The sequence below is a fragment of the Hymenobacter aquaticus genome (assembly GCF_004765605.1).
Classification (GTDB): Bacteria; Bacteroidota; Bacteroidia; order Cytophagales; family Hymenobacteraceae; genus Hymenobacter; species Hymenobacter aquaticus.
Genome location: NZ_SRLC01000001.1, coordinates 2,988,552 through 3,013,777, shown reverse-complemented (window position 1 = coordinate 3,013,777; position 25,226 = coordinate 2,988,552). Strand labels below are relative to the sequence as shown.

At 61.7% G+C, this 25,226-nt stretch carries 21 protein-coding genes; all 21 read right to left on the bottom strand.

What is annotated here, in order from left to right:
• Positions 1–274: 274 nt before the first annotated feature.
• The 21 genes from E5K00_RS12345 to E5K00_RS12245 all read right to left on the bottom strand — a co-directional run bounded on the left by E5K00_RS12345 (position 275) and on the right by E5K00_RS12245 (position 25,154).
• Complete coding sequence (locus tag E5K00_RS12345) at positions 275–1,282, bottom strand: SMP-30/gluconolactonase/LRE family protein (protein WP_135463521.1); 1,008 nt, start codon at positions 1,280–1,282, stop codon at positions 275–277.
• 181 nt (positions 1,283–1,463) lie between these two features.
• A complete protein-coding gene (locus E5K00_RS12340; RefSeq protein ID WP_135463520.1) occupies positions 1,464–2,660 on the bottom strand; it encodes a hypothetical protein in 1,197 nt (398 codons plus the stop codon).
• A 145-nt stretch (positions 2,661–2,805) separates the two neighbouring features.
• On the bottom strand, positions 2,806–3,132 hold the full coding sequence (locus tag E5K00_RS12335) for a hypothetical protein (RefSeq protein ID WP_135463519.1): 327 nt from the start codon (positions 3,130–3,132) through the stop codon (positions 2,806–2,808).
• Between the two features lie 222 nt (positions 3,133–3,354).
• On the bottom strand, positions 3,355–5,976 hold the full coding sequence (clpB, locus tag E5K00_RS12330; RefSeq protein ID WP_135463518.1) for an ATP-dependent chaperone ClpB: 2,622 nt from the start codon (positions 5,974–5,976) through the stop codon (positions 3,355–3,357).
• 99 nt (positions 5,977–6,075) lie between these two features.
• Complete coding sequence (locus tag E5K00_RS12325) at positions 6,076–7,185, bottom strand: hypothetical protein (protein ID WP_135463517.1); 1,110 nt, start codon at positions 7,183–7,185, stop codon at positions 6,076–6,078.
• A 310-nt stretch (positions 7,186–7,495) separates the two neighbouring features.
• Positions 7,496–7,966 (bottom strand): zeta toxin family protein, encoded by a 471-nt coding sequence (locus tag E5K00_RS12320; protein ID WP_135463516.1) that lies wholly within the window; start codon positions 7,964–7,966, stop codon positions 7,496–7,498.
• Positions 7,967–8,004: 38 nt separating this feature from the next.
• Positions 8,005–8,193, bottom strand: a complete 189-nt coding sequence (locus E5K00_RS12315; protein ID WP_135463515.1) for a hypothetical protein — start codon at positions 8,191–8,193, stop codon at positions 8,005–8,007.
• 57 nt (positions 8,194–8,250) lie between these two features.
• Positions 8,251–8,424 carry a hypothetical protein gene (locus E5K00_RS12310; RefSeq protein ID WP_167856849.1) on the bottom strand — a complete coding sequence of 58 codons (174 nt, stop codon included), beginning with the start codon at positions 8,422–8,424 and terminating at the stop codon, positions 8,251–8,253.
• Between the two features lie 116 nt (positions 8,425–8,540).
• Positions 8,541–9,242 (bottom strand): hypothetical protein, encoded by a 702-nt coding sequence (locus E5K00_RS12305; protein WP_135463513.1) that lies wholly within the window; start codon positions 9,240–9,242, stop codon positions 8,541–8,543.
• Between the two features lie 493 nt (positions 9,243–9,735).
• The gene (locus E5K00_RS12300; protein WP_135463512.1) at positions 9,736–10,671 is read right to left on the bottom strand and encodes a DUF808 domain-containing protein; all 936 of its coding nucleotides are present in this window, start codon (positions 10,669–10,671) and stop codon (positions 9,736–9,738) included.
• A gap of 185 nt (positions 10,672–10,856) precedes the next feature.
• Positions 10,857–11,468, bottom strand: a complete 612-nt coding sequence (locus E5K00_RS12295) for a hypothetical protein (RefSeq protein WP_135463511.1) — start codon at positions 11,466–11,468, stop codon at positions 10,857–10,859.
• A 364-nt stretch (positions 11,469–11,832) separates the two neighbouring features.
• A complete protein-coding gene (locus E5K00_RS12290) occupies positions 11,833–12,414 on the bottom strand; it encodes a hypothetical protein (protein ID WP_135463510.1) in 582 nt (193 codons plus the stop codon).
• Between the two features lie 235 nt (positions 12,415–12,649).
• Positions 12,650–13,687 (bottom strand): Vgb family protein, encoded by a 1,038-nt coding sequence (locus tag E5K00_RS12285; RefSeq protein ID WP_135463509.1) that lies wholly within the window; start codon positions 13,685–13,687, stop codon positions 12,650–12,652.
• A gap of 240 nt (positions 13,688–13,927) precedes the next feature.
• Entirely contained in the window at positions 13,928–16,138 is a 2,211-nt protein-coding gene (locus tag E5K00_RS12280) for an Ig-like domain-containing protein (RefSeq protein WP_135463508.1), read from the bottom strand.
• Between the two features lie 299 nt (positions 16,139–16,437).
• Entirely contained in the window at positions 16,438–17,229 is a 792-nt protein-coding gene (locus E5K00_RS12275; protein WP_135463507.1) for an SDR family NAD(P)-dependent oxidoreductase, read from the bottom strand.
• 132 nt (positions 17,230–17,361) lie between these two features.
• Positions 17,362–18,453 (bottom strand): S41 family peptidase, encoded by a 1,092-nt coding sequence (locus E5K00_RS12270; RefSeq protein ID WP_135463506.1) that lies wholly within the window; start codon positions 18,451–18,453, stop codon positions 17,362–17,364.
• Positions 18,454–18,528: 75 nt separating this feature from the next.
• Positions 18,529–19,101, bottom strand: a complete 573-nt coding sequence (locus E5K00_RS12265) for a hypothetical protein (RefSeq protein ID WP_135463505.1) — start codon at positions 19,099–19,101, stop codon at positions 18,529–18,531.
• A 51-nt stretch (positions 19,102–19,152) separates the two neighbouring features.
• Entirely contained in the window at positions 19,153–20,103 is a 951-nt protein-coding gene (locus tag E5K00_RS12260) for a 1-phosphofructokinase family hexose kinase (RefSeq protein ID WP_135463504.1), read from the bottom strand.
• Positions 20,104–20,225: 122 nt separating this feature from the next.
• Complete coding sequence (locus E5K00_RS12255) at positions 20,226–22,697, bottom strand: TonB-dependent receptor (protein ID WP_135463503.1); 2,472 nt, start codon at positions 22,695–22,697, stop codon at positions 20,226–20,228.
• Positions 22,675–24,042 carry an HTTM domain-containing protein gene (locus E5K00_RS12250; protein WP_135463502.1) on the bottom strand — a complete coding sequence of 456 codons (1,368 nt, stop codon included), beginning with the start codon at positions 24,040–24,042 and terminating at the stop codon, positions 22,675–22,677. The genes E5K00_RS12255 and E5K00_RS12250 overlap by 23 nt, the downstream gene beginning before the upstream one ends.
• Positions 24,042–25,154 carry an imelysin family protein gene (locus E5K00_RS12245; protein ID WP_167856848.1) on the bottom strand — a complete coding sequence of 371 codons (1,113 nt, stop codon included), beginning with the start codon at positions 25,152–25,154 and terminating at the stop codon, positions 24,042–24,044. Before E5K00_RS12245 ends, E5K00_RS12250 begins: the two co-directional genes overlap by 1 nt.
• Positions 25,155–25,226: the final 72 nt, after the last annotated feature.

Here is a 25,226-nt window from a genome sequence, read left to right as displayed (position 1 = left end):
AACTCGCAGAATGATAATTGCCTATGAATAATATAGCTGTTTTGCTTTATTAAAGTCAATTTCGGGCCCGCCCCGCTTTCCATCGAAAAGTCGTTGTGCTGGCGCTGCTTCTTACCAGATAAAAACCAGCTGGTAAGACTCCGCCAAGGGACGGCACCGACCGGTACGCTTCGTGCTGCCCGTAACGGCAACGCCCCGGTGGTGACCCTCCCAACAGAAGCAGGAGGGCCGCCACCGGGGCGTGCAAAGGCAGTGCAATTAGCCCCAAACGAGCCTAAAACCCGACTTTCACGATGGCGAAGCGGGGCGAGGTAGCCTGGTAGGGGTAGAGCACGTAGGCATCCGCGACGTTGCGGCCGGTGATGGTGGTGGGGCTGCTGGGGCCCGTGGCAAAGCTGCCGGTGCGGGTAGTGGTCACCCAGGCGTCGGTGCTGCTCATGCGGAACACGGTGCTTTGGCCGCCCGACACCACCAGCAGCGTTTGCGGGTCGAGCAGCAGCAGGCCATCGGCACCGGTCAGGCTCTGGGCGTTGGTAACTTTGGTGAAGGCGGCGGGGTCGCTGAGCGGGATTTTAAACAGGCTGCCGTCGTTGGCTTTGGCCACGATGAGGTAACCATCGGGGTGGTAGACGATGCCGTTCAGGCCAAACATAGTGCCGGCGCTAAACTGGGCGTTTTCCAAAAAAACCGAGGCCTTCCCCTGCGTATCCACCTTGTAGATAATCGGCGACAGGCTGTCGGTAATGTAGGCGTTGCCCTGTCCGTCCACGGCTATGTCGTTGGCGAAGTGGGGCAGGTCGGGGCGCAGGCCGCCCAGGTCGACGTAGTTGAGCAAGGAGCCGTTGGTAGCGTTGAAAACGGCCAGGGCCGCTAGCTTACGCTGGGTTTCGGGCTTGGTGCGGGCGACGTTGGCGCCGTTGTCCGACACGGCTACCAGCAGGCGCTGGCGGCCGAAGTCCAGGTTCATGCCAATGGTAGACACCAGCCGCGGGTCGTCGGCAAACTTGGTGTAGACGCTGTCGTCGGTCACGGCCCCAATCTGGCCCTTGGTGCGCGAGCTGACCAGGAAGCGCTGCGTGGCCGCGTCGTACTGAATGCCTTCGGGGTGCAGCGCCGCCTGCGGCACCGTAATTTTGGCGGGCGAAGGGGGCTGGGCGGCGGGTTCATCGTCGTCGGAGCAGCCGGCAAGGGCGCCTGTCACGCTCAGGGCCAGCAGCAGCAGGCGGGCAGAGCGGCCGAAAGAATCGAACACGGGGCGGCGAAAAGAGGCAGTGAAGCGCATAGCAGTAGTTATCGATTGAGCTGCCTTTGCATACGGCCGCGCGGCAGAATAGGTGGAACGAAATTGTGGGCTGCCCTGCCTGTCTGGGCCTATGTCCCGACTCCAACACGACGAAAGCCCGCCACGCGGTGCGTGGCGGGCTTTCGTCGTAAGTGCGCGGCCCAACTCAGGCGCTGGGGGCTTAGAAATTAAAGTCTTCCGGCTCACCCAGTAGCTTGCGGCCGGCCAGAATATGCTCGCGCACCACTTCCGCGAGCCGGTGCGGTTCTCGGTCGGAGAGAGCTGGCTGGGCAATACCCCAGGCTAGCCGCTGGTGGTAGGCCTCAAAGGCCAGGGGCAAGTTGGTGAGAAGCTTTTGCTTGCGAAACTCGTAAGCCGCCTGCCGCACCGCAGTTTTCCAGTCGGGGCCCGCTGCGATGGGCACCGGCTCGTCAAGGTCCTGCAGAAAGTCGAGGGTACGCTCTAGCTCTTCATCGTCGAACGTGGCGGTCGGATTGGCCGCCTGGTAGGCCGTCCGCTGGCGGTTCACCTGGGCCGACTCAAACTCTTGGGCAAACTTATTCTGCAGGGCCAGGCCTTCTTCGTAGCTCAACGCGAATGGGCGCGGGTCGGCGGGCGGGGCCGGGTCCGGGGCCGGGGAAGCCGTCGGCTGCTTCGAGGTATCGTTGCGCCACGCGTCCAGGTAGCGTTCTTCCTTCTGGCCCCGCAAATCCGGTAGCTGCAGCAACTGGTCGTGCCCGGTGTGCTGGTTGTGAAACAGGTACCACTCGGGAGGCTCGTCGCGCCACGGGTATTCGTCAGCCTCGTCATCCTCGTCGGCGTAGGCGGCTTTTACGTCCTCGTAGTGTTGCCAGCTGAAGCGCCCGCCCCAGCGGTCCGCCAGGTCGTTGCCGTAGTCGGCCTGCGCCACGAAGCGCAGGTATAGGTCCAACTCTTCCCGGGTAATGGGCGGAATGAGCGTGGAGTTTTCAATGGCTTCCGAGAGGTTGGCGAAGTCATAAGACGTGACGACTCCTTCCAGCGTGACCAGTTCGGCCCGCCACTGGCACTGCAGATCGAACAGTTTTTTCTGCTGAATATCCCACAGCCGGGTGTAGGCTTCCTCCTCAAACTGGGTAAGCCGCCCGGTGAGGTGCCGCTCGTAAAAATCACCGAAGCGCAGCCACAGCATCTTCTGGTTGGTGTAGTCGCTCACGAAATGGGCCCGCACCGATGGTTGATACGGGGCAAAAAAAGCATCGTAGCGCGGATTGGTGCTCAGATCCTGGGCAATGGCCTCGGTGGTGGCGGCGGCTTCCTGGGTTTTGCGCGCTTCCTCGCGCAGGTAGCCTACTCGGGGGTGGGAAGCAGGCTGGTCGGGTTGTTCTTGCTCGGACATAAATCGGAAATATGTTGCGTAAAATCAGATGGTTAGGAATACAGCAAAATATACATATCCCGGCGAATTCCGGTGGCGACCAGCCACAAAAAAAGCCCCGCCGGCACTACGCCAGCGGGGCACCGGTACGCGGTAAGCGGCGCGGCTAGGGCTTGCGGAAAATCAGCGTGCTGGGGCCGTCTTCGGAGCCGGCGCTGAAGGAGCCCTGTAGCACGTAGCCACTGGCAAACAGCTGGTCGATAACTGCCTGGAGCTGCTCGGCGTTGGCTATCTGGCCCTTTTTGTCCGGATTACGCTTTAGCTCCTTAATTTCGGTTTTGCCCGTGCCGTAGGTTACAATAACGTTGCCCCAGCCGTTGGATTCACGGACGCGGACAATGGCCGTGGTGCCAGAAGTTGTCTGGGCCTGGGTCGGGACAGAGCTCAGCCACCCAGCCGCGGTAATGCTGCAAATGAGGATACATCTTTTCATGAGAATATAGAATTAGTGGAAGATGAAAGGCCCGGGGCAAAAAGCCAGCCAGGAACACTCCGGCAGTCTTTATCAGGGCTTCCGGGCTTTCGGGTTTTTTCCGCTCGGGCAGTGCGCCGGGCCACCAGCAAGGGTTAGTAGTAGTTTTCCATTGGGCAGTGCGGCATAAAAAAGCCCCGTCGGCACTGGGCCGGCGGGGCTTTCTTAAGGTATCAGCTCGGCTTACACGCCGGGGATTTCCACGTCCACGTTGTTGAAGCGGATGTGGTCGTCTTCCAGCACGGCTTCCACCACGGCGTCTTTGCTCACGCGGCCCGAGAGGATGTCCTTGCTCAGCTCGTTGAGCACCAGGCGCTGCAGCACGCGCTTCAGCGGGCGGGCCCCAAACTGCGGGTCGAAGCCCTGCTCGCCGAGGTAGTCGAGCACCTCGTCGGTGGCTTCCAGGCGGATGCCGGCTTCTTCCAGGCGGTGCTGAATCTGCTTGAACTGGATGTCGACGATCTTGCGGATTTCCCGGCGCTTGAGGGGCTGGAACATCACGATTTCGTCGATGCGGTTCAGGAACTCGGGGCGCATGTGGCCTTTCAGGCGCTCAATGACTTCCTCGCGGGTGCGGTCTACCACCTCGTCGTGGTTGTATTCATTGAGCTCCTTGAAGTTCTTCTGAATGATGTCCGCGCCCGTGTTGGAGGTCATGATGATGATGGTGTTCTTGAAGTTCGCCACCCGACCCTTGTTGTCGGTGAGGCGGCCGTCGTCGAGCACCTGCAAGAGAATGTTGAACACGTCGGGGTGGGCCTTCTCGATTTCGTCGAGCAGAATCACCGAGTAGGGCTTGCGGCGCACGGCCTCGGTCAGCTGCCCGCCCTCGTCGTAGCCCACGTAGCCGGGAGGCGCCCCAATGAGGCGGGACACGGCGTGGCGCTCCTGGTACTCGCTCATGTCGATGCGGACCATACTGTTCTCGTCGTTGAACAGGTACTCGGCCAGGGCCTTGGCCAGCTCCGTCTTGCCCACGCCGGTGGTGCCCAGGAAGATAAACGAGCCGATGGGACGCTTAGGGTCCTGCAACCCGGCCCGGGAGCGGCGCACGGCATCCGAAATGGCAGCAATGGCCTCCGATTGGCCGGCCACGCGCTTGCCTAGCTCGGCTTCGAGGTTGAGCAGCTTCTCGCGGTCCGACTGCAGCATCTTGCTCACCGGAATGCCGGTCCACTTGGCCACTACCTCGGCAATGTCCTCGGAGGTTACCACTTCTTGCAGCATCGAGCCGCCGTCCTTGCCTTTGTCGGCTTCGGCCTGGGTTTGCAGCTCCTTGAGCTTGGCCTCGGCTTCCTGAATCTTGCCGTAGCGCAGCTCGGCCACCCGGCCGTAGTCGCCCTGGCGCTCGGCCTGCTCGGCTTCGACCTTGAACCGCTCAATGGCTTCCTTCTGCTCCTGAATGTTGGTCAGGACGGCCTTCTCGTTTTCCCACTGGGCCTTGAGCGTGTCGCGCTTGGCGGTCAGCTCGGCCAGGTCCTTGTTGAGCACGTTTTCCCGGTCCACGTTTTCCTCGCGGCGGATGGCTTCGCGCTCAATCTCCAGCTGCATGATGCGGCGCTGCACTTCGTCCAATTCCACGGGCATGGAGTTGAGCTCGATGCGGAGTTTTGCTGCCGCTTCGTCCATCAGGTCGATGGCCTTGTCGGGCAGGAACCGGTCGGTGATGTAGCGCGAGCTGAGCTCCACGGCGGCAATGACGGCGTCGTCGGTGATGCGCACGCCGTGGTGCAGCTCGTACTTCTCCTTGATGCCGCGCATGATGCTGATGGCGTCCTCGATGCTGGGCTCATCGACCATGACGGCCTGGAAACGGCGCTCCAGGGCCTTGTCCTTTTCGATGTACTTCTGGTACTCCTTCAGGGTGGTGGCCCCGATGGAGTGCAGCTCGCCGCGGGCCAGGGCGGGCTTGAGCAGGTTGGCGGCGTCCATGGCGCCCTCGCCGCCGCCGCCGGCTCCAATCAGGGTGTGCATCTCGTCGATGAACAGGATGATCTGGCCGTCGGAGTCGGTTACTTCCTTGATGACGGACTTGAGGCGCTCCTCAAACTCGCCCTTGTACTTGGCCCCGGCAATGAGCAGGCCCATGTCGAGGCTCATGATGATCTTGTCCTTGAGGTTTTCGGGCACGTCGCCGGCCACGATGCGCTGGGCCAGGCCCTCGACAATGGCGGTTTTACCGACGCCGGGCTCCCCGAGCAGCACGGGGTTGTTCTTGGTGCGGCGCGAGAGAATCTGCAGGACGCGGCGGATTTCCTCGTCGCGGCCGATGACGGGGTCCATCTTGCCGGTGCGCACCTGCTCGTTGAGGTTGCGGGCGTAGCGGTTCAGGCTCTGGTACTGGTCTTCGGCAGTGGCGCTGGTGACTTTGCGGCCCCCGCGCAGCTCCTTGATGGCGGCTTTAAGGTCTTTCTCGTTGAAGCCGGCGTCCTTCATCAGGGTGCCCACGGCGTCTTTGCCGCCGAGCAGCCCGAGCAGCAGGTGCTCCACCGACACGTATTCGTCCTCAAACTCCTTGAGGTAGTTGTTGGCGCGCTGTAGGGCGGCGTTGGCCTCGTTGGCAAGGTAGGGCGAGCCGCCGCTTACCTTGGGGTAGGCGGCCACGAGGGCATCGAGGCGGGGCGTGAGAATGTTGAGGTTGACGCCCAGCTTGTTGGCCAGAAACGACAGCACGTTCTCGTCGCTCTGGAAGAGGCCCTTCAGCAGGTGGCCGGTTTCGATGGCCTGCTGCTGGTTGCCCCCGGCAATTTCAGTGGCCTTCTGCACGGCCTCCTGTGCCTTGATGGTATAGTTGTTAAAGTTCATGGCTTGCTGAGTCTTAGGTGGGAGCTTCGGTTAGGAAGTTCTACGAGGGGACTAGCAAACGGGGTGCGAGAGGGGGGTTGCTGACGTTTTGGCGGTGAATTACCGGGTTTTGTTGGGTATAATTTGAGTACTCAGCCTAACAGGTGTGTATAACAATTCACGCTGGGTACTAATTATAGGAATAGTGAGCGAAACTGATAAGTTTTCAGATATTATGACTCCTACGTTTGTTTGAGCATATAAAAATGCCTTTTTACTAATATTCAAATTTGTATAAAAATCTTTAAATCCAACTACGGGGCCAATTCTGGTATTGCTAAAAAATTTAAATTCTCTCTCATCCGTAGTAAGCGCAAAATATACATCGAATGCTGGATTTAAATTTCCTGCAAACTGATCTGTCTTGGTTCCAAAAGCTGGAATATCTGCTGAGGCTTTTATGGATAGTAGTGTTTGTGTTTCAAAATACTTGCTTTTATAAAATATCGCTGGATAGGTTAATTCTAATACGGAATTTCCTCCTCCTCCTACAAATCTCTGTATTGCCTCCTTATTCCTAGCGGTATCTTTTGATGTAGCTAATAGAGTGGATAGCCCAATTCTAAAAATTCCAAAATACCCTCCAACGAGCTCCGTATACAGGGATCCGTTGTTGACATTGCCTATTAATGCAAAGTTGTTTAAAGCAGAAATTGAGCTTTTGGCCTTTGTTAAGTTATATTCTGCTAGAACTCTGGCTTCATATGATTTTCCAACAGGAAGAAACCAGGGCAAATTCCCCCTCGATATCTGAATTGCGTATATAGTGCTTTCTAATATTGTAATAGAATCTTCTATTATAGACAATTTATTTATTTTATCATCTCGCCTTGTTTTTAACTTATTGAGGTCTATTATAGAAGTGCTGGATTTTATTTTTTGGTCTATTGTGTTTATGCTATCTGTAACTGTATTTCGCTTGTTTTTGTATATATCATTTGCTCTTTCAAGTACAGGAATATTTGATAAATCTATTTTAGTAATAATATTTTCTGTTCTGGGATTGTCTACAATGTTTTCAGATTGGTTGACTTCAGTTTTGCGGCCAAAATTTTGAATAACCCCAATGTTATTAATATTAGTTTGTTTGGTTTTGGGAAAAATACTCGTTTGTGCTGTGCATGTCATGATGGCAGCTGTGGTTGCAAGTAGGGTAAAGAGTAGTTTCATCTGCAATGGTGTTATTTTTTAAGTATTAATTTGATTGAATATACAAAAAATTATATCATATGACAGTTTTGCGAATATTTTATAGAATAGAAGGTTTCCCGACTGTGCGATTCTGAATCACCCAGGATTTAGAATGATGGATAAATGAGGGAATAAAGCAATAGTGTCATGAGACAAGTCATTGTATATGAATACGAAAAGCCCCTCACTACTTGCGTGGTAAAGGGCTTTGTGCGTTGAATGAGGCTTATCAGGTAGGGAAGGAAGGTCCTTCGCTCCGCTTCGCTGCACTCAGGATGACAGGGGAGGGCTACTTTTTGCGGATGGCTTTTTGGCGGAAATAGGTATCGACCCAGGTGGGGATGGTGGGGGTTTTGAACTCTACGCGCTTGCCTTCTTCTATTTCGGCAATGAGTTGGGGAGCGGCGTAGGAGTTGTCGAAGAGAAAGGCGCGGTTGACGAGGCGCACGGCGTCGAAGAGGGAATCGAGGGTGCGGGCGTAGCGGCTGATGATTTTGTCGCGGGCTACGTCGTGGCCGTGCTTCTGCACCCGGGCCCGGACGCGGCCCACGTTGATTTCGGGGTCTTCGGTGGCGACGAAATAGAGGTAGGTACGGAAGCCGGCGGCCTGGGCGTCGCGCAGGAAATCGAGCTTGGAGGGGTGCGACATCACGGTTTCGAACGTGAAGGACTGGCGGGCCGCCAGCAGGGCGTAGCGCAGAAACTCCGCTACCCGGGAAGCTAGGTAAGAATCGATTTTGACGCGGGTAAGCAACAGCATATTCTCTTCAATGCGAAGTTGCTGGAGTTGCTCTTGGGTTAACCGGGGCTGTTGCGGGCATCTTCAGTCGCCCAGAAGGCTTCCAGGTCCTGCTGGGTGAGCAGCAGCTTCCAGTCGTGCAGGTTGAATACGCGGGTGCGGTACCGGAACTGGGCCTTGAGTTTGGCCTCAATCTCATCGGCATTCACGATAACGCCCAGATTGATTTCGGTGGCGAGCGAAGGCACTAAAAAGACTTGCCGGACCCATTGGGTCCGGCAAGCATGCGAAGTCGTGGGATGAACTCAGTCAAGGCGCAGCTCCATTTCGGTGATATGAACCGGCTGGGCTACTTGCTTGCGCACTACCCGGCGCGTGGAGTCGGGACGAATCTGGACAATCTGGCCCTGCTCGATTACGGTGATGGCAATACCCTGGTCCAGGTTTTCGCTCTTGACCCGGCCGGAAGCATTTTTCAATACCCGCTTAAGGCCCGTTTCGGATAGTTCGAGTGGTTTTTTTCGTGCCATGAGTAGAAAGTAATACAGCAATGACTGGTTAACGAAGATACTGTTTTGGCGGTTCAGTAAACGAGCTACTGCGGTTTGGCTGGCGTCTCTTCTTCTTCGCCGCCTTGCTGCTTGCCGGGGCGGTCGATGACTTGGCGGGCGGCGCTGATGCGGTGGTAGAACTCGGAGTGGGAGCGGGCGTACTTGCGCAGGCTGCGGTCGAGGCGGTCTTCGAGCAGGGTGGCCAGGTTGGAGAACTGGGCTTTGATGGCGAGGCGGGCGGCTTTGCCTTCGGTGATGTGCTGGCGCGGGTCGTTTTTGGTGCCGGTGAAGGCGGCCAGGGCGTCTTTGAGCTCCTGGAGGCGGGCGGGGGTGAGGCCGTAGTCGAGCAGGGCGGGTTGGTGGGCGGCGGCTTCGTCGTAGAGGTGCTGCACCAGGTCGGTGAGGGCGGTGGCGCGCATCTTGACCAGGGTGGAGTAGTTGTAGTCGGCGCTGGTTTGGAGGCCGCGGTTTTGCTGGTCGGTGGCGTAGGAATACAGGTCGCCGGCTACTTCGGCGGCGCTGGTGGCGAGCTGCTCGCGGCGCTGGCCCTTGGTTTTGGAGGCACCCTTGCTGGTGGCGCGGAGGCCCTTTTGGCGCAGGGGGCGCAGGGCCTGGAGCAAGGCGGCCAGCTCCTGGCTGATTTGCTGGAGGGCTTTGTCCTGGGCGTAGGGAGTGGCGTCCTGGGTGAGGGCGGCGGCTACGTTTTCGGCCGCGGTGAGGCGGTTATCCTGTTTGGTGGTAAGCATACTGGTAGGAGGGGGTAAAAGGATAAAAAGGAGACTACTGGGCGTTGGAATAGGCTGGGGTAGAATAGAGCAGAATAGAGCGTTAAGAATAGCGGAATTTCGCGGGATTAGCACGCGCGTAGCCTTGAAAAAGGGTGACCGTGCCGCGGAACGCTGCGCCCAGGCCGCGGACAACTGAATCCGGACCGCGGAGTCCCGAAACCAGGCCGCGGAGCCCGGAAGCTACACCGCGGACGACCGGGGCCGCACCCGCAACGACCGGGGCTACACCGCGGAGCCTCGAAACCGGGCCGCGGACGACTGCGACCAGGCCGCGGGGCGTTGGGGCCGGAGGTCGGGATTTTGGTGACTACCCCGCGGGGTTTTGGTGACCGGAGGTCGGGGTTTTGCGGAATTTTTTTGGGTGAGCACAGGGGCCTGCAACGCCAAGAGCCCCCGGTGCTGACCGGGGGCTCTTGGCGTTGTAAGGAGTTGCGGCCGGTGACCAGACCGGCTAGTGGGCTGCCTGGGTATCCTTGCCGAGTACTTTCTTGACCAGCAGCACCAGCTTTTCGACCACGAAGCCGATGAGCAGGCCGGCTACGGCGCAGACCAGCACCTTGGCCAGCCAGGCCAGGGCCGGGATATTGGCCAGGGACAGCTCCAGCTCGTGAAGCAGGTGGGCGGTGAAGGGGATGCCGTGGAGGATGATTTCGGCGCCCACCCAGAGCATGGCGGCCGTGCCCACGTAGCTGAGAATGTTCAGGAAGTGGGGCATGAACTTGACCAGGCTGCGGCCGAATTTGCGGGTGGCGGGGCCGTAGTTGTCCTGGGCCAGGTGCATGCCGATGTCGTCGGCTTTCACGATGAGGCCCACGAAGCCATACACGGCCACGGTGATGAAGACGGCCACGGCCAGCATGACGGCCACCTGGTTGAGGATGGGCTGGCCGGTGACCTGGCTGTAGGCAATGGCCATGATTTCGGCCGACAGGATGATGTCGGTGCGCACGGCGCTGGCCACGCGTTCTTCTTCCAGCTCTTCCGGGGTAATGGTTTGCACCTGGTCACTTTCCACATCGACGGCGTGGTGGGGGCTGAATAGGGAATGGACCTTTTCGTAACCCTCGAAGCAGAGGTAAGCCCCGCCCAGCATCAGGATGGGCGTAATGGCCCAGGGGGCGAAGTACCCCAGAATCAGGGCGGCCGGACTCAGAATCAGGATTTTGTTGATGAGCGACTTTTTGGCTATCCGGTAGATGATGGACAGCTCGCGGGCGGGGTCGAGGCCCACGACGTACTTGGGCGTCACGGCCGTGTCGTCGATGACGATGCCGGAAACTTTGCCGGTGGTTTTGGCTACCTGGGCCGGCACGTCGTCGAGGCTGGCCGCGCTTACTTTTACTAAAGCGGAAATGTCATCTAAAAGGGCAAAAAAACCGGAAGCCATAGGTGCTGTATTCGTGACTCAATGTGGGAATGGAAGGCTTCTGCGTTTTCACTCGGCTCAACCCGGCCGCAAGTTAGAGCGGATTCGCCAACGGACCATCGGGGCCTTATACGGGCGAGGAGGCAGAACTGCCCAAATCCCGCTTCGTTTCGGGAAGTGGCGGCTGATACTAAACGCTACGTTACCTACCCAATCCGGATCGGCGGGACTATGGGCCGCAGGGTGTCGCTGAGGGCGGTGGAGAAATCGGGGTAGAGGGCCTGGAACATCTGCTGGGCCTGGGGGAGCAGGTCGGGGTAATGGGCCACGGCCGCCTTGTTGAGCAGGAGGTAGGCGTTGGTTTCGGGGCTGTGCTGGTGGTCCCACCGCTGGGGTGGGAAAAAGTCGCGGGCCAGCTGGGAGTAGATGCGGAAGCGCTGACCGTTGGTGACTTGCGCTCCTTCTTCGGGTTTGGGAGTGCCGATGAAGCCGCCGGAAGCCAGCGGGTCACGCTTCAGCAGGTAGAGCATGACCGCGAGGCAGGTATTGAGGATGCGGATGGCTTCAGCCGGGCCGTCGTTGGTCTGGAAGTAGTATTTGGGCTCCGGGTCTTGCTGGTAGCGGTGGGCTTTGAGGTAGAATTTGAGCACGTAGATGTGGTGCTGATACTGCTCAACCTGAATAATGTAGTGTCGGCCCTTTTTCGTTTTGAATGGGCAGATAAACCGCTCAAGTAAAAAGCCGCCCGGGGAGTAGGGCGGCTCTTCACGAATAAAGCGAAACGGGTAGTGTTGACCCGGAAAATCGGAGGGAATCAAAACAGGTAGGGGTAGGCTTTGCGCCGTTTAGCGGCTAAATCCTCCGGCTGCACGGGCCGGAAAGCTGCCACTGGAACCGGAGCCGGAGCTTTGGGAGCAGTGGGCTGCGCGGCCGGCTTAGGCAGGCAAGCGGGGCTGGAGGTGGCGTTTTTCATGGAAACAAAGCTACTGAATTAGCGGCAAAGAGCCATTGCTGTCAGGCTCTTAACGCATTGGCCGCACAACAGGTTCGAGCCTCAGAATGATTGGCGGAACTGGGCGCGGCGACGTTCAAGTGGTTCTTGGTCGGGCTTGGCTACACGCAGGATGCTCGGGCTCCGGTTTCGTTGGGGCTTCGTCGAAGCGGCCGTTGCAGGGGGCGGTGCTAAAACTCCCTGGTCGGCTGCTCGTCGCCGAAGACCACGGACTTGAGGAAGCGTTTACGGTCGGCGATGGTGTCGGCGGTTTCGGGCAGGCGGTAGGAGGTGGCCAGCATGTAGATATGGTCGCCGCGCCAGAGGTAGATGAAGTCGAGGTAGGCGGGCTGGTCGCGCACGTCGTCGGTGAAGCGGAAGCGCACGGCGCGGGCCGGGCTGCCGGCAAACACCACGTTGGCCTGCGACACGAGCGTGGCCTGCATGTGCTTCAGACCCTTGACCTGGGCGCGCAGGATGCGGTTGAAGTACTTGTTGAGGGAGGCGACGGTGACGGTGCCGTCGGGGAAGTACTTGGGCGAGTAGCGCAGATCGACGCTGCCCACGACGAGCACGATGCTCTCGGTTTCGGTGGAGAAGATGCGGGTGCCGGGCTCCTTTTTGTCGAGCTCCACTTCCGTGACGTAGGGCAGCTCCACCACGAGGTGGTCGTCGACGCGGGTGCTGACCCAGTTGGTGACGGCCCACTGGGCGTGGCCGAGGTGGGGCAGCAGCAACAGGAGCAGAACAAGCCAGCCGAGCGGACGGAACATGGGAGCAAAGGGCGAAAGGGAGCGGAAAAAGGCAGGACAAGATAAGCAGGCGGCGGGTAGGGTTGGGCGGCGCAGCGCGGAAAAAGCAGCGTCCCGCAAAGCCCGCGGCGGGGTATGATCGGGAAAAGGGAAAAATGACTTGGTAGTCCTGTCTTCCGCCGACCAGGCTTGCCCCCGACTGCGCGCCGGTTTTTTGCGTTGCTAAACTTCGGGCCGCTCTCCGGTGGGCGTGCTGCTACCCCGGCGCCAGCGTGACTTTGCCCAGCTTGTCGGTCATCATCTCCGTGAACCAGAGGTTGCCGGCCGGGTCGGTTTTGATGCGGTGCAGCATGGTGCGCGAGCTGGGCAGCCGGTGGGTCGTCAGGGGCACGCCGAACAGGTAGGGGTCATGGCTGGTGCGGATGGCCTTGTCGATGCAGAGCAGGTAGTCGGGGCCGGGCAGGCCGGGCACGGAAGTATCGACGTAGACCTGCACCCACAGGTTCATTTCCCGGTCGAAGGTGAGGGAGCCCAGGATGTAGTTAGGCTGGAGCAGGGGCAGGGTAAATTCCTGGATGCGGCCTTCCATGTTGATGCGCCCGATTTTGCGGCCCGCTTCCTCCGAAAACCACATGCAGGGCAGCAGCGGGTCGGGAATAATGCCGATGGGCCGGCTGTTGGGTGTGGGCGTCTTGAACTCCCGCACCCGGTCGGCCCGGTTGGGGCTGATGCGCAGAATGGCGCTGCCCAGCAGCTCGGTGCCCCAGATGCAGCCATCGGGGCCGGGCGAAAGAAAGATGGGCAGGGCCGCCAGCGTGTTGAGCTGGATGTGCTCCGTGTACTGGCCGGGCACGGCGTAGCCGATGGTGCTGGTGCGTTTGCCCGTGAACCAGATGTTGCCGTCGGGGTGCTGGCAGATGCCGTGGGGCGCGGGGTTGATGCGGCCCCCGGCGCTGTTGATGGTGACGTCGATGGAGTCGGTGATGTCGCCGTTGTCGTTGAGGCGGACGATGCGGCCGTCAAATTCCAGGGACACCCAAAGCTGGTCTTCCTGGTCGATGAGCAGGCCGTGGGGGCCGCTGCCGGCCGGCATGTTGAAGTGCCCCAGCAACTGGCCCGCGTGGTCGAACTTGGCTACCTGATCCATCAGCTGCCCGCTGACGAACACGAAGTCCTTGGTAATGGCCAGCTCGTGGGTCGAGCTGGTGTTGGGCCCCTGCCAATACGGGTCGAACTCGGTGATAAGCGAAGAGCAGGGCGACTCGGCCGCAACGGGCAGGGTTTCGTCGGACATATCCATAAACGCGGCGAGGGGAAAATGACAACTCCGGCAGGCGGAGCAGTTAACGGATGAAGGAAGAATAGCGGCGGGCCAATGGGGCAATAGTGGGCTAAGATTAAGGGAATTGCGCGGCATTAGCACGAGCATAGGCGCAAAAAAGCCCGCACGGGGTAGCCGGCTGCTCCGGGTCCGGAAATAAAAAAAGCCTTCCCCGGACTGGGGAAGGCTTTTTCTCAGAAGGCGGAGCCGGGCTTAGCGCCGCTCTAGGCGCTGGCTGAACTTGGTGCCGGGGCCGCGCACGAGCAGCACGTAGGTGCCGCCGGGCAGCGAGGCCAGGGGCAGCAGGTGCTGCTGGCCGCCGGGCAGGGCCGTGCTCAGCAGCTGGCGGCCGGTATTATCGACCAGCGTCACCTGGTAGCTGAGCCCCGGCAGGGCCCGCAGATCGAGGGTGGCGGGGCCGGTGGTGGGGTTGGGGTACACGCTCAGAACCGGGGCCTCGAAGGCGACGGGGCGCACGGGCGAGTAGGTGGCCGTACCGTCGGCATCGACCTGGCGCAGGCGGTAGTAGGCCACGCGGCCGGGGCCGTTGCCGGCACCTTTATCGACGTAGGCGTACTGCGTGGGCGCGGTGGTAGTGCCGCGGCCGGCCACGGTGGCGAGCTTGACGAATACTTCCTGGTCGAAGCTGCGCTCCACGTCGAAATGGTCGTTGTTGAGCTCCTGGGCCGTGCGCCACGTAAGTTGGGCGTCGAGGACGCCCACGGGCCGGGCGGTGAAGGCCGTCAGCTCCACGGGCAGGGGCGTGCTGTCCACCGGAATGGAGAAGGTGGCGGTGTTGTTGCTGCCCGAGCCGCTGGTGTCGGAGCCGGTGTAGGTGAAGGTGGCCGTACCCACGTAGCCGGCGGCGGGGTCGAAGCTGAGCTGGTCGGCCTGGGCCAGCGGAATCACCTGGCCGGGCAGCACGGCGGCCCCGTTCAGGTACAGCGTGCCGGTGGCCGGGGCGGGCAGGGTCTGGATGGTGAAGCTGCCCACGGGGGGGCCGCTGGTAACGGTGGCGCTCAGGGCCGACAGCGGCAGGGCCGCCGCCTCGTTGTTGAGCCGGGCGTTGCGCACGTCGTTCACGGCCAACGACACGGCGCAGGTGCCAATGTAGATGTCGTCGAGGCCGAAGTCGTTGCCGCTGGCCACCTTGTTCACGTCCCGGATTTCAATAACGGCCGAGGTGTTGCTGCCCGAAAACCAGAGGTCCGAAATGCGCACGAAGTCGTTGGCCGCGGTGGTCAGCGTCGTGACCGACGAGGTGGACTTGCCGTTAATCACGAAGCCGAGTTGGGCCGGATTGCCGGTGTTGACGCTGGAGGCGTAGGCCGAAAACGTGTAGTAGCGGTTGGGCTGCACCGTCACGGTCTGCGAATACACCACGCTCAAATCGGCCGAGCCGTTGACAATCATGAAGTTGTCGCCGGCGCCGGTGCGGCCGTGGCCGGCAAAGCTGGTGTGGTAGCTGGCCGCGTCGGGGCCCACCATGTAGAGGCCCTCGGGCCGCAGGCTGGCACTGCCGGTGCCGGCGTAGCCGTAGGCCGAGGTGAAGCCCGCGTTGCCGGCCGTGAAGCTGGCGTTAGTCAGCAGGTTAGTCCCCGTGCCGCTGAGGCAGACCAGGCTGGCGTCGTACACGTTCAGGGCCACCGTCGACACGTTGGAGTTGGGCGGCGTGGCCGAGGGCACGTTGATCTGGTAGGTGAAGCTGTCGGGGCCGAGGTAGCCGCTGGTGGGCGTGTAGCTGTAGCTGCCGTCGGGGTTCAGCGTCACGGTGCCGTGGGCGGGGCCCGTTACGAGCTGCGCGTTGAAGCTGCTGTTGGGCAGGTTGGCCGGGTTGGGGTCGTTGAGGATGATGTTGCCCGTCTTGGTGCCGCCGGCCGGTACTTCGTTGCTGTCGTCGTTGGTCACGAAGAAGTTGCCGGCCGTGATGGTCACGTCCAGCCGGGCCTGGTCGGCATCCTTGTTCGAGGCCTGGTTGGAGCTGGTGCCCACGGTGCTGGTCAGGAAGGCCGCGCCCAGGGTGTTGGGCACCGTGAAGCTGAAGGTGTAGGTTTTTGAGCCGTCCTTGGCCAGTACCGTGGTGCCAAAGTCGATGGTGGCGGTGGCCGCGTCGAAGGTGGCGGTGCCGGGCAGGGCCGCGCGCTGAGCGGCCGAAAGCGTGGCACCGGCGGGCAGGGCCACCCGCTGGGTTACGTCGAAGGCGTCGCCGGGGCCGCTGTTGCTGAACGTGACGGTGTAGGTGCCCGACGACATGCCCGCGCCCAGCGTGGTGGGGCCGCTCAAGGTAGTTGTCACGTCGACGCTGGCCGCCCGCCGCAGGGCCGGCACGCTCAGGGGCAGGGCCAGCGGCCGGGCCAGGGCGGTACCGGCTTCCCCGGCAACGCTCAGCAGGAAAAGGGACTTTAGCAGGAAAGATGTTTTCATCAGGTAAGGAAGAGGATGGCGCGGCTTTTCGAGAAATTTCGAAAGGCTATATGCGACAAACTTAATATAAATTCCTTGCTAATGAGCTGTTTGCGAAAATAAACCGGCTTGAGGTAGTATTGAGTATCGCGGGCAAGCGGCTGCTGGCTAGCGGCTTATCCGTCAGCAAAAGGGCTGGTTCGTTTGGTCGAGCGTAAGACAAGAAGGATAATAAATGGTATTATATAAAGATTATCCTATACGCAGACGCGCCTTTCCCAACTAGAAAAGGCGCGTCGTAGCCAATAGTCGTGAGCTGCTTACTTTTCGGCTGCGTGCAGCTGGGTGTTCATCAGGGTCGCCAGCATGGAGTCGGGCAGCAGTAGGCTGGAGAAGAAATTGACCTTGGCCCCGAGCGTGGGCAGGGAGCGGGCCGCCCCGTCCATCAGGGCGTCGTAGCCTTCCTCGGCCACTTCGCGGGCCGAGGCGGCGTGGGCGGCGGCCCGGGTGTTTTCGGCGTGGGCCGTGCGGAAGAAGTTCGTGTCGGTGGGCGGCGGGCAGAGAATGGTCATCGTCACGGCCGACTTCTGCTGTTTCAGCTCGTGCTGCACGGCTTCGGTGAAGCTGAGCACGAAGGCCTTGGTGGCCGCGTACACAGCCTGGCAGGGGCTGGGCGCAAACGAGGCCACCGAGCCCACCTGCAGAATCCGGCCCGCGTTGCGCTCCACCATGTCGCGCAGGTAGAGCTTGGTCAGGTGCACGAGCGAGGCGGTGTTCACCTGAATCATGCGCAGCTCGGTGTCGATGTCGGTGTCGGCAAAGTAGCCGGTTTCCCCGAAGCCCGCGTCGTTTACCAGCGCGTCGATCTGCAGGCCGCGCTTGTCGGTTTCGGCGTAAATCCGCTCGGGCGTGTCGGGGTGGCTCAGGTCGAAGGGCAGCAGGATAACGTCGACGTCCCCGAACTCCTGGCGGATCAGGCGGGCGGCTTCCTGCAGGTCTTCGGCGTGGCGGGCTACCAGCACCACGCGGTAGTCGTCGCGGGCGAAGCAGCGGGCCAGCTCGAAGCCGATGCCGCTGGACGCCCCGGTTATCAAGGCAGTTTGGTCATTCATAGCGGTAGGGTTAGGTTGTTTGCTTAAGATACTGATAAACAGACAAACTAACCCCGCGAGGGTGGCTTTATCCGGCCGGTATAATTATGGCCTGCCCGCAACATCACCCAACTGCCCCGCCTACTGGGCAGATCAGTGGATAATTTCCAGCGCCTTGGTGAGCACGGGGTCCTGGTGCTGGTCGAGGGCCTGGCGCGGGTACGCCACCGGCAGGCGCACCGGCACGCCGCCGCCTTCCAGCAGCACCGTGTCGGGGCTGTAGTAGCGCTGGTGGGAAAGGGTAAACTGCACCTTGCCCGACAGTTCGCCCTGGTACATATCCGACAACATCCCGGCCGTGTTGTCGCCGATGGTCGTTACGTGGGGCTGGCGGTGCAGGGCCAGCACAAACTCCTCGGCCGAGCTGGCGGTGCCATCGTTGGTCAGAATCACCACCGGCCGCGCGTAGTTCAGGGTAGGGTTGGGCGAGAGGTAGTACGGCTGCAAGGGCGAAAACCGCTCATAGCCGCCGGGCTGGCGCTCCGCGGTGAAGTGCGTGAGGACCCGGCCCACGCTCAGGCGGCTGGCCATTTCCTTGCCGCTGTGGCCGCCGCCGTTGCCGCGCATATCCACAATCAGGGCCCGGCAGGCGCTTAGCTCGCGCAGCGCCGCGTCGAAGAGGCCGAGCAGGCGCTGCTGGTCCTGCCGTTCCTGGCGGGCGGTGCCCACCACGCCCGTCAGCTCGGCAAAGCAGCGGCTCAGGCGCAGGTAGCCCACGTGCTGGCTCGATTGGCTGAGGTAGAGCACCTGGTATTTGCCTACCTGGGGCCCCAACCCGCGCACGGGCGCGAAGCCGGCCGCCGTCAGCGTCTGGTAGGCCGTCTGCCAGTACTGGGGCTGCAGGTCGCGGAAGTCCGTTTTAAAGGAGTGCCGCCCCGGGGTGCCCTTATAGAGAATTTCGTCGCCCTTCGAAATGGTGATATGACCATCCTGGAGCGGCTCAATCATCTTGGTTAAGGTGGCTTGCAGCTCGGCGGCCGTGGTGCGGGCCGTGATGGTCGGCCGGTAGGTGGCGTAGACCTGGTCCCAGTTGAGGCCGTGCAGGGCAAAGAAGGCGTAATGGTCTTTGTAGGTCTGCCAGAATTTATCGAAGTCCTTTTCCGGCTGACTCCCTCCGCTTCGGCTCGGTTTGGCCGCCAGCAAAAGGCAGCCCAATGCTAGAAGGAGAGTGGCACGACGCAGCATCAGGGAAAAATTGCAGGTGACAAAAACGGGGCAAGAGTAGAAAGAAATTGCCAGAGTTCCTGTCGCTGCCCTGCCTTACGCCGCTGCGTCGTCGGCGCTATTAGGTGCCAGCCGCTGCAGCAGCGTCAGCATCAGGTGGTAGAGCTCCCGCAGCTGGCTGAGGTCGAGCAGGGCCGTTTCCCGCGAGAAGGTGAGGGCCGTTTCCGCCGCGTCGTGGGTTGAGTCGGGGGCCAGGATAAAGCGGAAATCGGCGTAGCGCAGCAGGGTGTCGCGCACCGTGGGCGTTTCCAGCAGCAGGCGGCGCAGGGCGGCCTCGTCGTTGGTGGTAATGACGAAAGCCGCGTCCAGGGCGGTGTCGCCCAGCTCCACGTCGCTCAGGCCCAGGAGCTTGCCCAGCTCGTGCAGCCAGGTTTGCTCGTGCAGGGCAAAGCGCAGGGGCGTAGGCACCACGGCGCGCAGGGTGGTAAGCTCGGTGCCGCCCTCAAAGCCGCTGCCGAAGTCAACGTCGATGTCGAGCTGGACGTGGTAGCCGGCCTGGATCAGCTCGGCGGTGTAGTCGAACAGGTCGTCCTGGTCGTGGATGTCGGCTTGGATCTGCTGCCACAGCGCTTCTTCGGTGGCGGCGGTAAAGGTGCGGGCGGGGTGCATAGGAGAGATGAAAAAGAGCCTGGAGACACGCGACGGACAACTGGGGCCTACTCAGGCCGCCGCGGCCGGCAACGACTGCCGCAGCCACCGGTACAGCCGGTCGACGTCTTCCTTGCGGAACAGCTCGGTGCCGGGGTTCATCGTGGCCGCCGTGCCGCAGGCCACGCCCAGGCGCACCGTTTCGCGCACCGTCAGCCCCGTCGCCAGCCCGTGCACCAGGCCCGCCACCATACTGTCGCCGGCACCCACGGTGCTGCGCTTCTTCACGGCCGGGGCCGGCACGTGGTCCACCACGTCTTTCGCCACCACACAAGCCCCCTGCGGCCCTAACGATACCACCACGATTTCGCAGCTGCCCTCGCGCACCAGCTTCCGGGCCGCCTCGGTCACGGCTTCGTTGTCCAGCTCGTCCGCGCCGGCCATCTTGCTTAGCTCGCCCACGTTGGGCTTGGCCAAGTACACGCCTTCGGCCAGCACCTGGTGCAGGGCCGGCCCCGACGTATCGACCACTACTTTACTACCCAGCTCCTTCGCCGCCCGCACGATGCGGACCAGGTATTCGGGCTCGACGCCGGGGGGCAGGCTGCCGCTGATAACCAGGAAGTTGGGCACGGCGGGCAGGCCGCGCAGCGTGGCCAGAATCTGCTGCTGCTCCTCGGCCGAAAGGGGCATGCCGGGCATGCCAAAGCGGTACTGCTGGCCAGTAGACTCATCCACGACGATGAAATTCTCGCGGGTGCGGCTCCCGGTTTCCACCGGCTGCTGCTGAATCTGCTCCTGGGCCAGCAGCTCGCGCAGCAGCGTGCCGCTGGGGCCACCCACCGGAAACACGGCCACCGAGTCGGAGCCGAGCCGCTTGAGGGCCCTCGACACGTTGATGCCGCCCCCGCCGGGCTCAAACTTGGGCGCGGCGCACCGGATTTTCTGGTCGGGAATAATCTTATCGGCCGTCGTGCTCTTGTCGACGGTCGGGTTCAGGGTCAGCGTAACGATGGTCGCCATGAAAAAGCCAGGTTGCGTGAAGCAGGCCGCCGCCGATGCGCGGGGCCTGCCTTGCGTGTACTGGCCGGGGCGGGCTTGGTTGCGTCAGCGGCCAAACAACCCGCCCTGCGGGGCCAGCCGGCTTACCACTTCACGGCGGCGGTCAGGAAGAAGCTGCGGCCGTCGGAGGGCAGAATGCCGGGGCCGGGGTAGCCGGTGGCGCGCCGGGTGAAATACAGGGTGTTGCCCAGGTTGTTGATGCTGCCTTCCAGCTTGAGCCAGCGCCGCTCCCACGACACGGAAGCGTCCATAATCTGGTAGGCTGGAATCCGGCCGACAACGGCCGAGTTGCGGTCCGGCCGCTCGTCCTGGGGACTGTTGCGGGCGTTGGTGGCCTCCGAAAACTGGTTGGACAGATAGGTGAACTGGAAGGAGGCCTTAAACGGACCGTAGCCGCCCTGCACGCCGGTTTTCAGGTTCAGATTCGGCACAAACTCCACCTGCTTGCCGGTGTTTTCGCCCGAGGTATAGCGGCTGCGAATCACGGACACGTTGGCAAACGTGGCCAGGCGCCAGCGCTCGGGCTCCACCGTCGGTTGCAGCAGGCGCAGCACGTCCACTTCGCCGTACGACTCTACGCCCAGGATCAGGGCCCGGCCCAGGTTGCCGCGGCGGCGGATGGGCCGGTCGTTGCGGTCGTAGGTCTGCACCTCGCCGATACGGTTGTTGTAGGCCAGGGCAAACACGCTCAGATCGTAGGTCAGCCACTGGGCCTGGTCACCGCGCAGGCCCAGGTCGGCCGAGTAGCCGCGCTCATCCTGCAGGTTGGGGTCGATTATCAGCGCGTTGTTGGTAATCTGCATGTCGCCGAACGTAATCGAGCGGTAGTTCTGCGACACGTTGGCGTACAGCTCCCGCTCTTCCCGGGCCTTGTAGCTGGCGCCCAAACCGCCGATGAAAAAGCCGCGCGGACTGGTGCGGACTTCGTTGGTATTGGTCACGTCGGTGATGTTGCCGGCCAGGTCGCGCACCACGGTTTGATAGGAGCCCTCGGCCCGGGTGCGGATGTACTCGTAGCGCACGCCCGGAGTCAGGGAAAACTTCTCGCCGAAGTAGAAGATGTTTTCGGCGAACAAGGCCCCGTTGTAGTTTGGGAAGCGGTAGTCCGATGACGACGTCGGCGCGTTCAGACCCGCGGCGGCGGGCACGAAGCTAAAATCAGCGGCCCGGCCGGTGGGGCCGAAGCCCTGGATGCTGTGGTTGTAGCCCCGGTAGAGGCGGGTGCCGACCAGCAGCACCCCGCTTTTGGCTTCGCCCAGGTCGTAGCGGGTCAGGTAGCGGGCTTCGAGGCCCACGTTGCGGAAGTCACCGGTAATGAGCTCCCGTTGCTGGGTGTCGGCGTCAGCGCGCTCCACAAAGTTGGGCCGGTAGCCCAAGGACTTGCGCGAGGCCACCAGCCCGAAGGTGGTCAGGTTGAGGTTGGAGCGGGGCGTTACTTTCCAGTCGGCCGACACGTTGAACAGGTTCCAGTCGACCTTAAACCAGTTCCGCTCCCGGTTCGACTGGCGCGGGTTCTGGGCAAACTGAAAGTCGCTCAGGCCGCCGGGCTGCTGGGCCAGGTAGTCCATGTGGGTTACCTGGAGGCCCATTTTAAAGTTGTCGGTGAACTGGTAGCGCAGGTCGGCGTATGCCGTTTTGCTGTCGAAGCCGGAGTTGGGCCGCCACCCGTCGCCGCGCTTGTACTGGGCGAAGGTGTAGTAGCTGAGCTTCTTGACCGTGCCGCTCACGCTGTTAAACGAGTTGAAAAACCCGAACGAGCCCACCGTCTGCCGCGAGGTGACAGCCACGGTTTTGTCGGGCTCCGGGGTGCGCAGCTCAAAGTTGAGCAGGCCGCCAAACTGGGTGCCGTACTGCAAGGAAGCCGCCCCGCGCACCAGCTGAATCCGCTTGATGGCCTCGATGGGCGGGGTGTAGTAGCTTTCGGGGTAACCCAGGGCATCGGCCGAAATGTCGTAGCCGTTCTGGCGCACGTTGAAGTTGGAGGTGCGGTTGGGGTCGAGGCCCCGGCCCCCGATGCTGAGCTGCAGGCCGCCCTGGTCGGTTTCCCAGATGTTGAGGCCGGCCACCCGGGCGTACACCTGGCGGGCGTTGTTGGTCGCCAGGTTGGCCACCAGGTTGTCGGGCACAATGACTTCCGACTTTTTGGCCGCGAAAATGGCCGTGCCCTCCACCTCCCGCAGGCGCGTCTGGCCGAAGCGGGCTTGGGGGCCGGCCACCACCACCTCGCGCAAGGTGCGCTGCTTGGGTGTCAGGGTAAAGTCGAGCACGGCGGCTTCGGCCGTGAGGTCGACTTCGGTTTTGAGCGGCTCGTGGCCGATGGAGGAAAACTGCAGCTGCTGCCGGCCGGCCGCGAGGCGCGGAATGCTGAAGCGGCCGGTGCTGTCGGTGCGGGCAATCTGGCGGGAGCCGCGCAGGTAGACCTCGCAGCCCGCCACGGGCCGGGCCGTCGTTTCTTCCAGCACCCGGCCCTGGAGCACGAGCTGCTGGGCCAGGGCGGGCCGGCCGGCAAGCAGGCTCGCCAGCAGCACGGCACTATAAACCAATAATTTCATCATCGAAAGGCAAAATCCAGGGCTTGGGCCGTAAGTCGTCCGACTCCCGGGCCAAATCCACGGTGGGGTCGATATACGCTTTGCCCAGGCGGCCGTTCAGGCTCACGTAGGCGTCGGCGTACACGCGGGGCGAAGGTACGCCGCGCCGGGCGTAGTAGTCGCGCAGGTAGTGGGCAAACTGCACCATCATATCGGGCTGGGTGGCCATCATCTTCTCCTGCAACACGCTCAGGTGCTCATAGTTATTAACCAGCCGGGCCCGGCCCGTCACGCCGTCGACCACCTTAAACTGCACCTGGCCCATTTTCTCCATCAGCATCACCCGCCACGAAAACCGGTAGCCTTCCTCGGTCCAGAACAGCTCCCGCGGGTAGAGCAGGTAGCGGAAGGGCAAGAGCAGCTGCACCAGAAAAAACGCGCCCAAGGTCATTAACAGCAGCTTGCGGGTGCGCGGCCCGTACACCAGGGCCACGGGTTGGCGCGGGGCCGCAGATCCTAGCCGGAACGTACGGCGCAGCCATTGCACGAACCGCTCGTGGGCCTCGGCCGGGAAGAAAATCAGAGCCGCTACCATCATGACGTAGGGAAACATGCCGATGGGAAACAGCACCGCCGTCAGCACGTGAAACACCACGACCGTGGCGTAGGCCCAGGGCCGGGTGCGGCGGTTGAGCAGGAAAAACGGCACCGTCAAATCGTAAAAGGCCCCGAACCAGCTGAAGGCGTAGGCCACCCAGGGGTAGCTGAACAGGAAGCCGATGACGGGCAAATCGTTTTTGGCCGGCAGCCAGATGCGCAGGGGCATGGCGTGCAGCAGCCAGTCGGAGTTGAGCTTGGCCAGGCCGGCGTAGCAATACACGATGCCCATGAGCAGGCGCAGGGCGTCCACCGTCCAGCGCGGCACCTCGCTCCGCCAGCGGCCGGGCCGGAAGTAGGCGTCCAGGGAAAAGTAGCGGCCGGCGGGCAGCACCACGAGCAGCAGCGCCACCAAACTCACGAAGTAATAGTGGTTCAGGTAGGTGCTTTTGTCCATGAGCTCGATGTAGGTGAAGCTCACAAACAGCCCCACGGCCGCCGTGCGGTACCACCAGCCCAGGGCCACCAGCACGGCGCACAGCCCGCAGAAGGCAAACAGCGCGTAGGTGTACACGCCCAGCGGCTTGACCCACTCGAAGCCGTAGTAGGAAAAGAAAAACTTGGGCTGCAGATACAGGTCCGCAATCCAGCCCTTGGCCCAAAAACGCACCACGCTGGCCAGTACCAGCAGGCCAAAGGCCAACCGGAACGTAGCCAGCGGGGCGGCTGGAATAGTCGTCTGAAAGTAGCGCTGCAGCGGACTGCCCTGCATTAGTCGCCGTCGTTGTCGACGTAGGTGACGGTGATGCTCATGGCCGAGGTCATGTCGACCTTAATCATGCGCACGGCCTTCTGCATCTCGTTGTAAGAGGCCACGGCGTCGGCGTTGCGGCTGCGCATGGTCGTGTACAAATCGGGGCCCAGGGAGTTGAGCTGCTGGTAGGAAGTCTTCAGCTGGGCATCAATCAGGCTGGTCAGCGACTGGTTGGTGCGGCTGTCTTTGGCACCCAGCGCGTCGAGGTAGGCGCGCAGGGAAGGCCGGCCGGTGCGGCCGTTGAAGAACTGCTGCACCGCCGCGTGGGCCGTGGTAGCCAGCTGCAAGGGCAAGGTGCCTTTGTAGTAAACGGCCTCAATCTTGTCGGGCAGGGGCGTACCGGTCATGGTGCCGGCCGGAATACCAACTTTGCCGGCCCGCAAAAACCGCTCGTAGTACAAGGAGTAGGCATTAACCACCCGCGACAAGGAGCTGCTGGCGTCGGTGCCGGTGTTGTTCACGAAGGTGTCGCGGTAGGAGCCGTTCCACTGCGAATACACCGTGCCGAAGGTTTCGCTCATCTTGTTCACCACGTCGGTCAGGTAACGGCGGTGCTTTTCGGAAGAGGCGTACTGCTGCACGATGGCCGCGTCGTCGGCGGCTACGCCGTTGAGCAGGTAATCCAGGGCCGGGAAGCCCTGCTGGGGAATGGCCGTAGCCAGCTCAAAGTTGTAGGTGCCCGCCGAGATGTTGCGGTTGATGCCGGCCACGTCGGTGGGGTAGATGTTGAAGTGGTTGCGCAGGCTCACGGTTTCGGCCGGGCCAAACTCAAACATTTCCACCTTCTGCCACTCCACGTACGCCTGCTGCCAGGCCTGGCGGGCTTCGGTTAGCGTGGCCGTGGTGGGCGCGGCAGTGAAGGCCGTGGTCTTGGTCTTGAGCACGCTGAACTTGTCGTTGAAGCCTTTGTAGCCGGGCTTCACCACGCTGTCGGCCCACTGGGTGAGCAGGGCTTTGCGGTCGGGCTCGGTGCTGGGGTTGGCCGCGTCGCCGCTGGAATCCTTCTGGCAGCTGAGCAGTACCCAGGCCGAAAGCAGCAGGGCCAGGGCAGTTACAACGCTTCTTTTCATCGAATTTCTCATGAGTTGCAATGACCAACGCACCGCCCGGTTGCCGGGGCGGTGCGCTGTAGTGTATCCACC

Bases quoted from the DNA above. Each gene is read 5' to 3' on its own strand.
- E5K00_RS12345 (WP_135463521.1), bottom strand. From the start codon at position 1,282: ATGCGCTTCACTGCCTCTTTTCGCCGCCCCGTGTTCGATTCTTTCGGC.
- E5K00_RS12340 (WP_135463520.1), bottom strand. From the start codon at position 2,660: ATGTCCGAGCAAGAACAACCCGACCAGCCTGCTTCCCACCCCCGAGTA.
- E5K00_RS12335 (WP_135463519.1), bottom strand. From the start codon at position 3,132: ATGAAAAGATGTATCCTCATTTGCAGCATTACCGCGGCTGGGTGGCTG.
- clpB (WP_135463518.1), bottom strand. From the start codon at position 5,976: ATGAACTTTAACAACTATACCATCAAGGCACAGGAGGCCGTGCAGAAG.
- E5K00_RS12325 (WP_135463517.1), bottom strand. From the start codon at position 7,185: ATGAAACTACTCTTTACCCTACTTGCAACCACAGCTGCCATCATGACA.
- E5K00_RS12320 (WP_135463516.1), bottom strand. From the start codon at position 7,966: ATGCTGTTGCTTACCCGCGTCAAAATCGATTCTTACCTAGCTTCCCGG.
- E5K00_RS12305 (WP_135463513.1), bottom strand. From the start codon at position 9,242: ATGCTTACCACCAAACAGGATAACCGCCTCACCGCGGCCGAAAACGTA.
- E5K00_RS12300 (WP_135463512.1), bottom strand. From the start codon at position 10,671: ATGGCTTCCGGTTTTTTTGCCCTTTTAGATGACATTTCCGCTTTAGTA.
- E5K00_RS12290 (WP_135463510.1), bottom strand. From the start codon at position 12,414: ATGTTCCGTCCGCTCGGCTGGCTTGTTCTGCTCCTGTTGCTGCTGCCC.
- E5K00_RS12285 (WP_135463509.1), bottom strand. From the start codon at position 13,687: ATGTCCGACGAAACCCTGCCCGTTGCGGCCGAGTCGCCCTGCTCTTCG.
- E5K00_RS12280 (WP_135463508.1), bottom strand. From the start codon at position 16,138: ATGAAAACATCTTTCCTGCTAAAGTCCCTTTTCCTGCTGAGCGTTGCC.
- E5K00_RS12275 (WP_135463507.1), bottom strand. From the start codon at position 17,229: ATGAATGACCAAACTGCCTTGATAACCGGGGCGTCCAGCGGCATCGGC.
- E5K00_RS12270 (WP_135463506.1), bottom strand. From the start codon at position 18,453: ATGCTGCGTCGTGCCACTCTCCTTCTAGCATTGGGCTGCCTTTTGCTG.
- E5K00_RS12265 (WP_135463505.1), bottom strand. From the start codon at position 19,101: ATGCACCCCGCCCGCACCTTTACCGCCGCCACCGAAGAAGCGCTGTGG.
- E5K00_RS12260 (WP_135463504.1), bottom strand. From the start codon at position 20,103: ATGGCGACCATCGTTACGCTGACCCTGAACCCGACCGTCGACAAGAGC.
- E5K00_RS12255 (WP_135463503.1), bottom strand. From the start codon at position 22,697: ATGATGAAATTATTGGTTTATAGTGCCGTGCTGCTGGCGAGCCTGCTT.
- E5K00_RS12250 (WP_135463502.1), bottom strand. From the start codon at position 24,042: ATGCAGGGCAGTCCGCTGCAGCGCTACTTTCAGACGACTATTCCAGCC.
- E5K00_RS12245 (WP_167856848.1), bottom strand. From the start codon at position 25,154: ATGAAAAGAAGCGTTGTAACTGCCCTGGCCCTGCTGCTTTCGGCCTGG.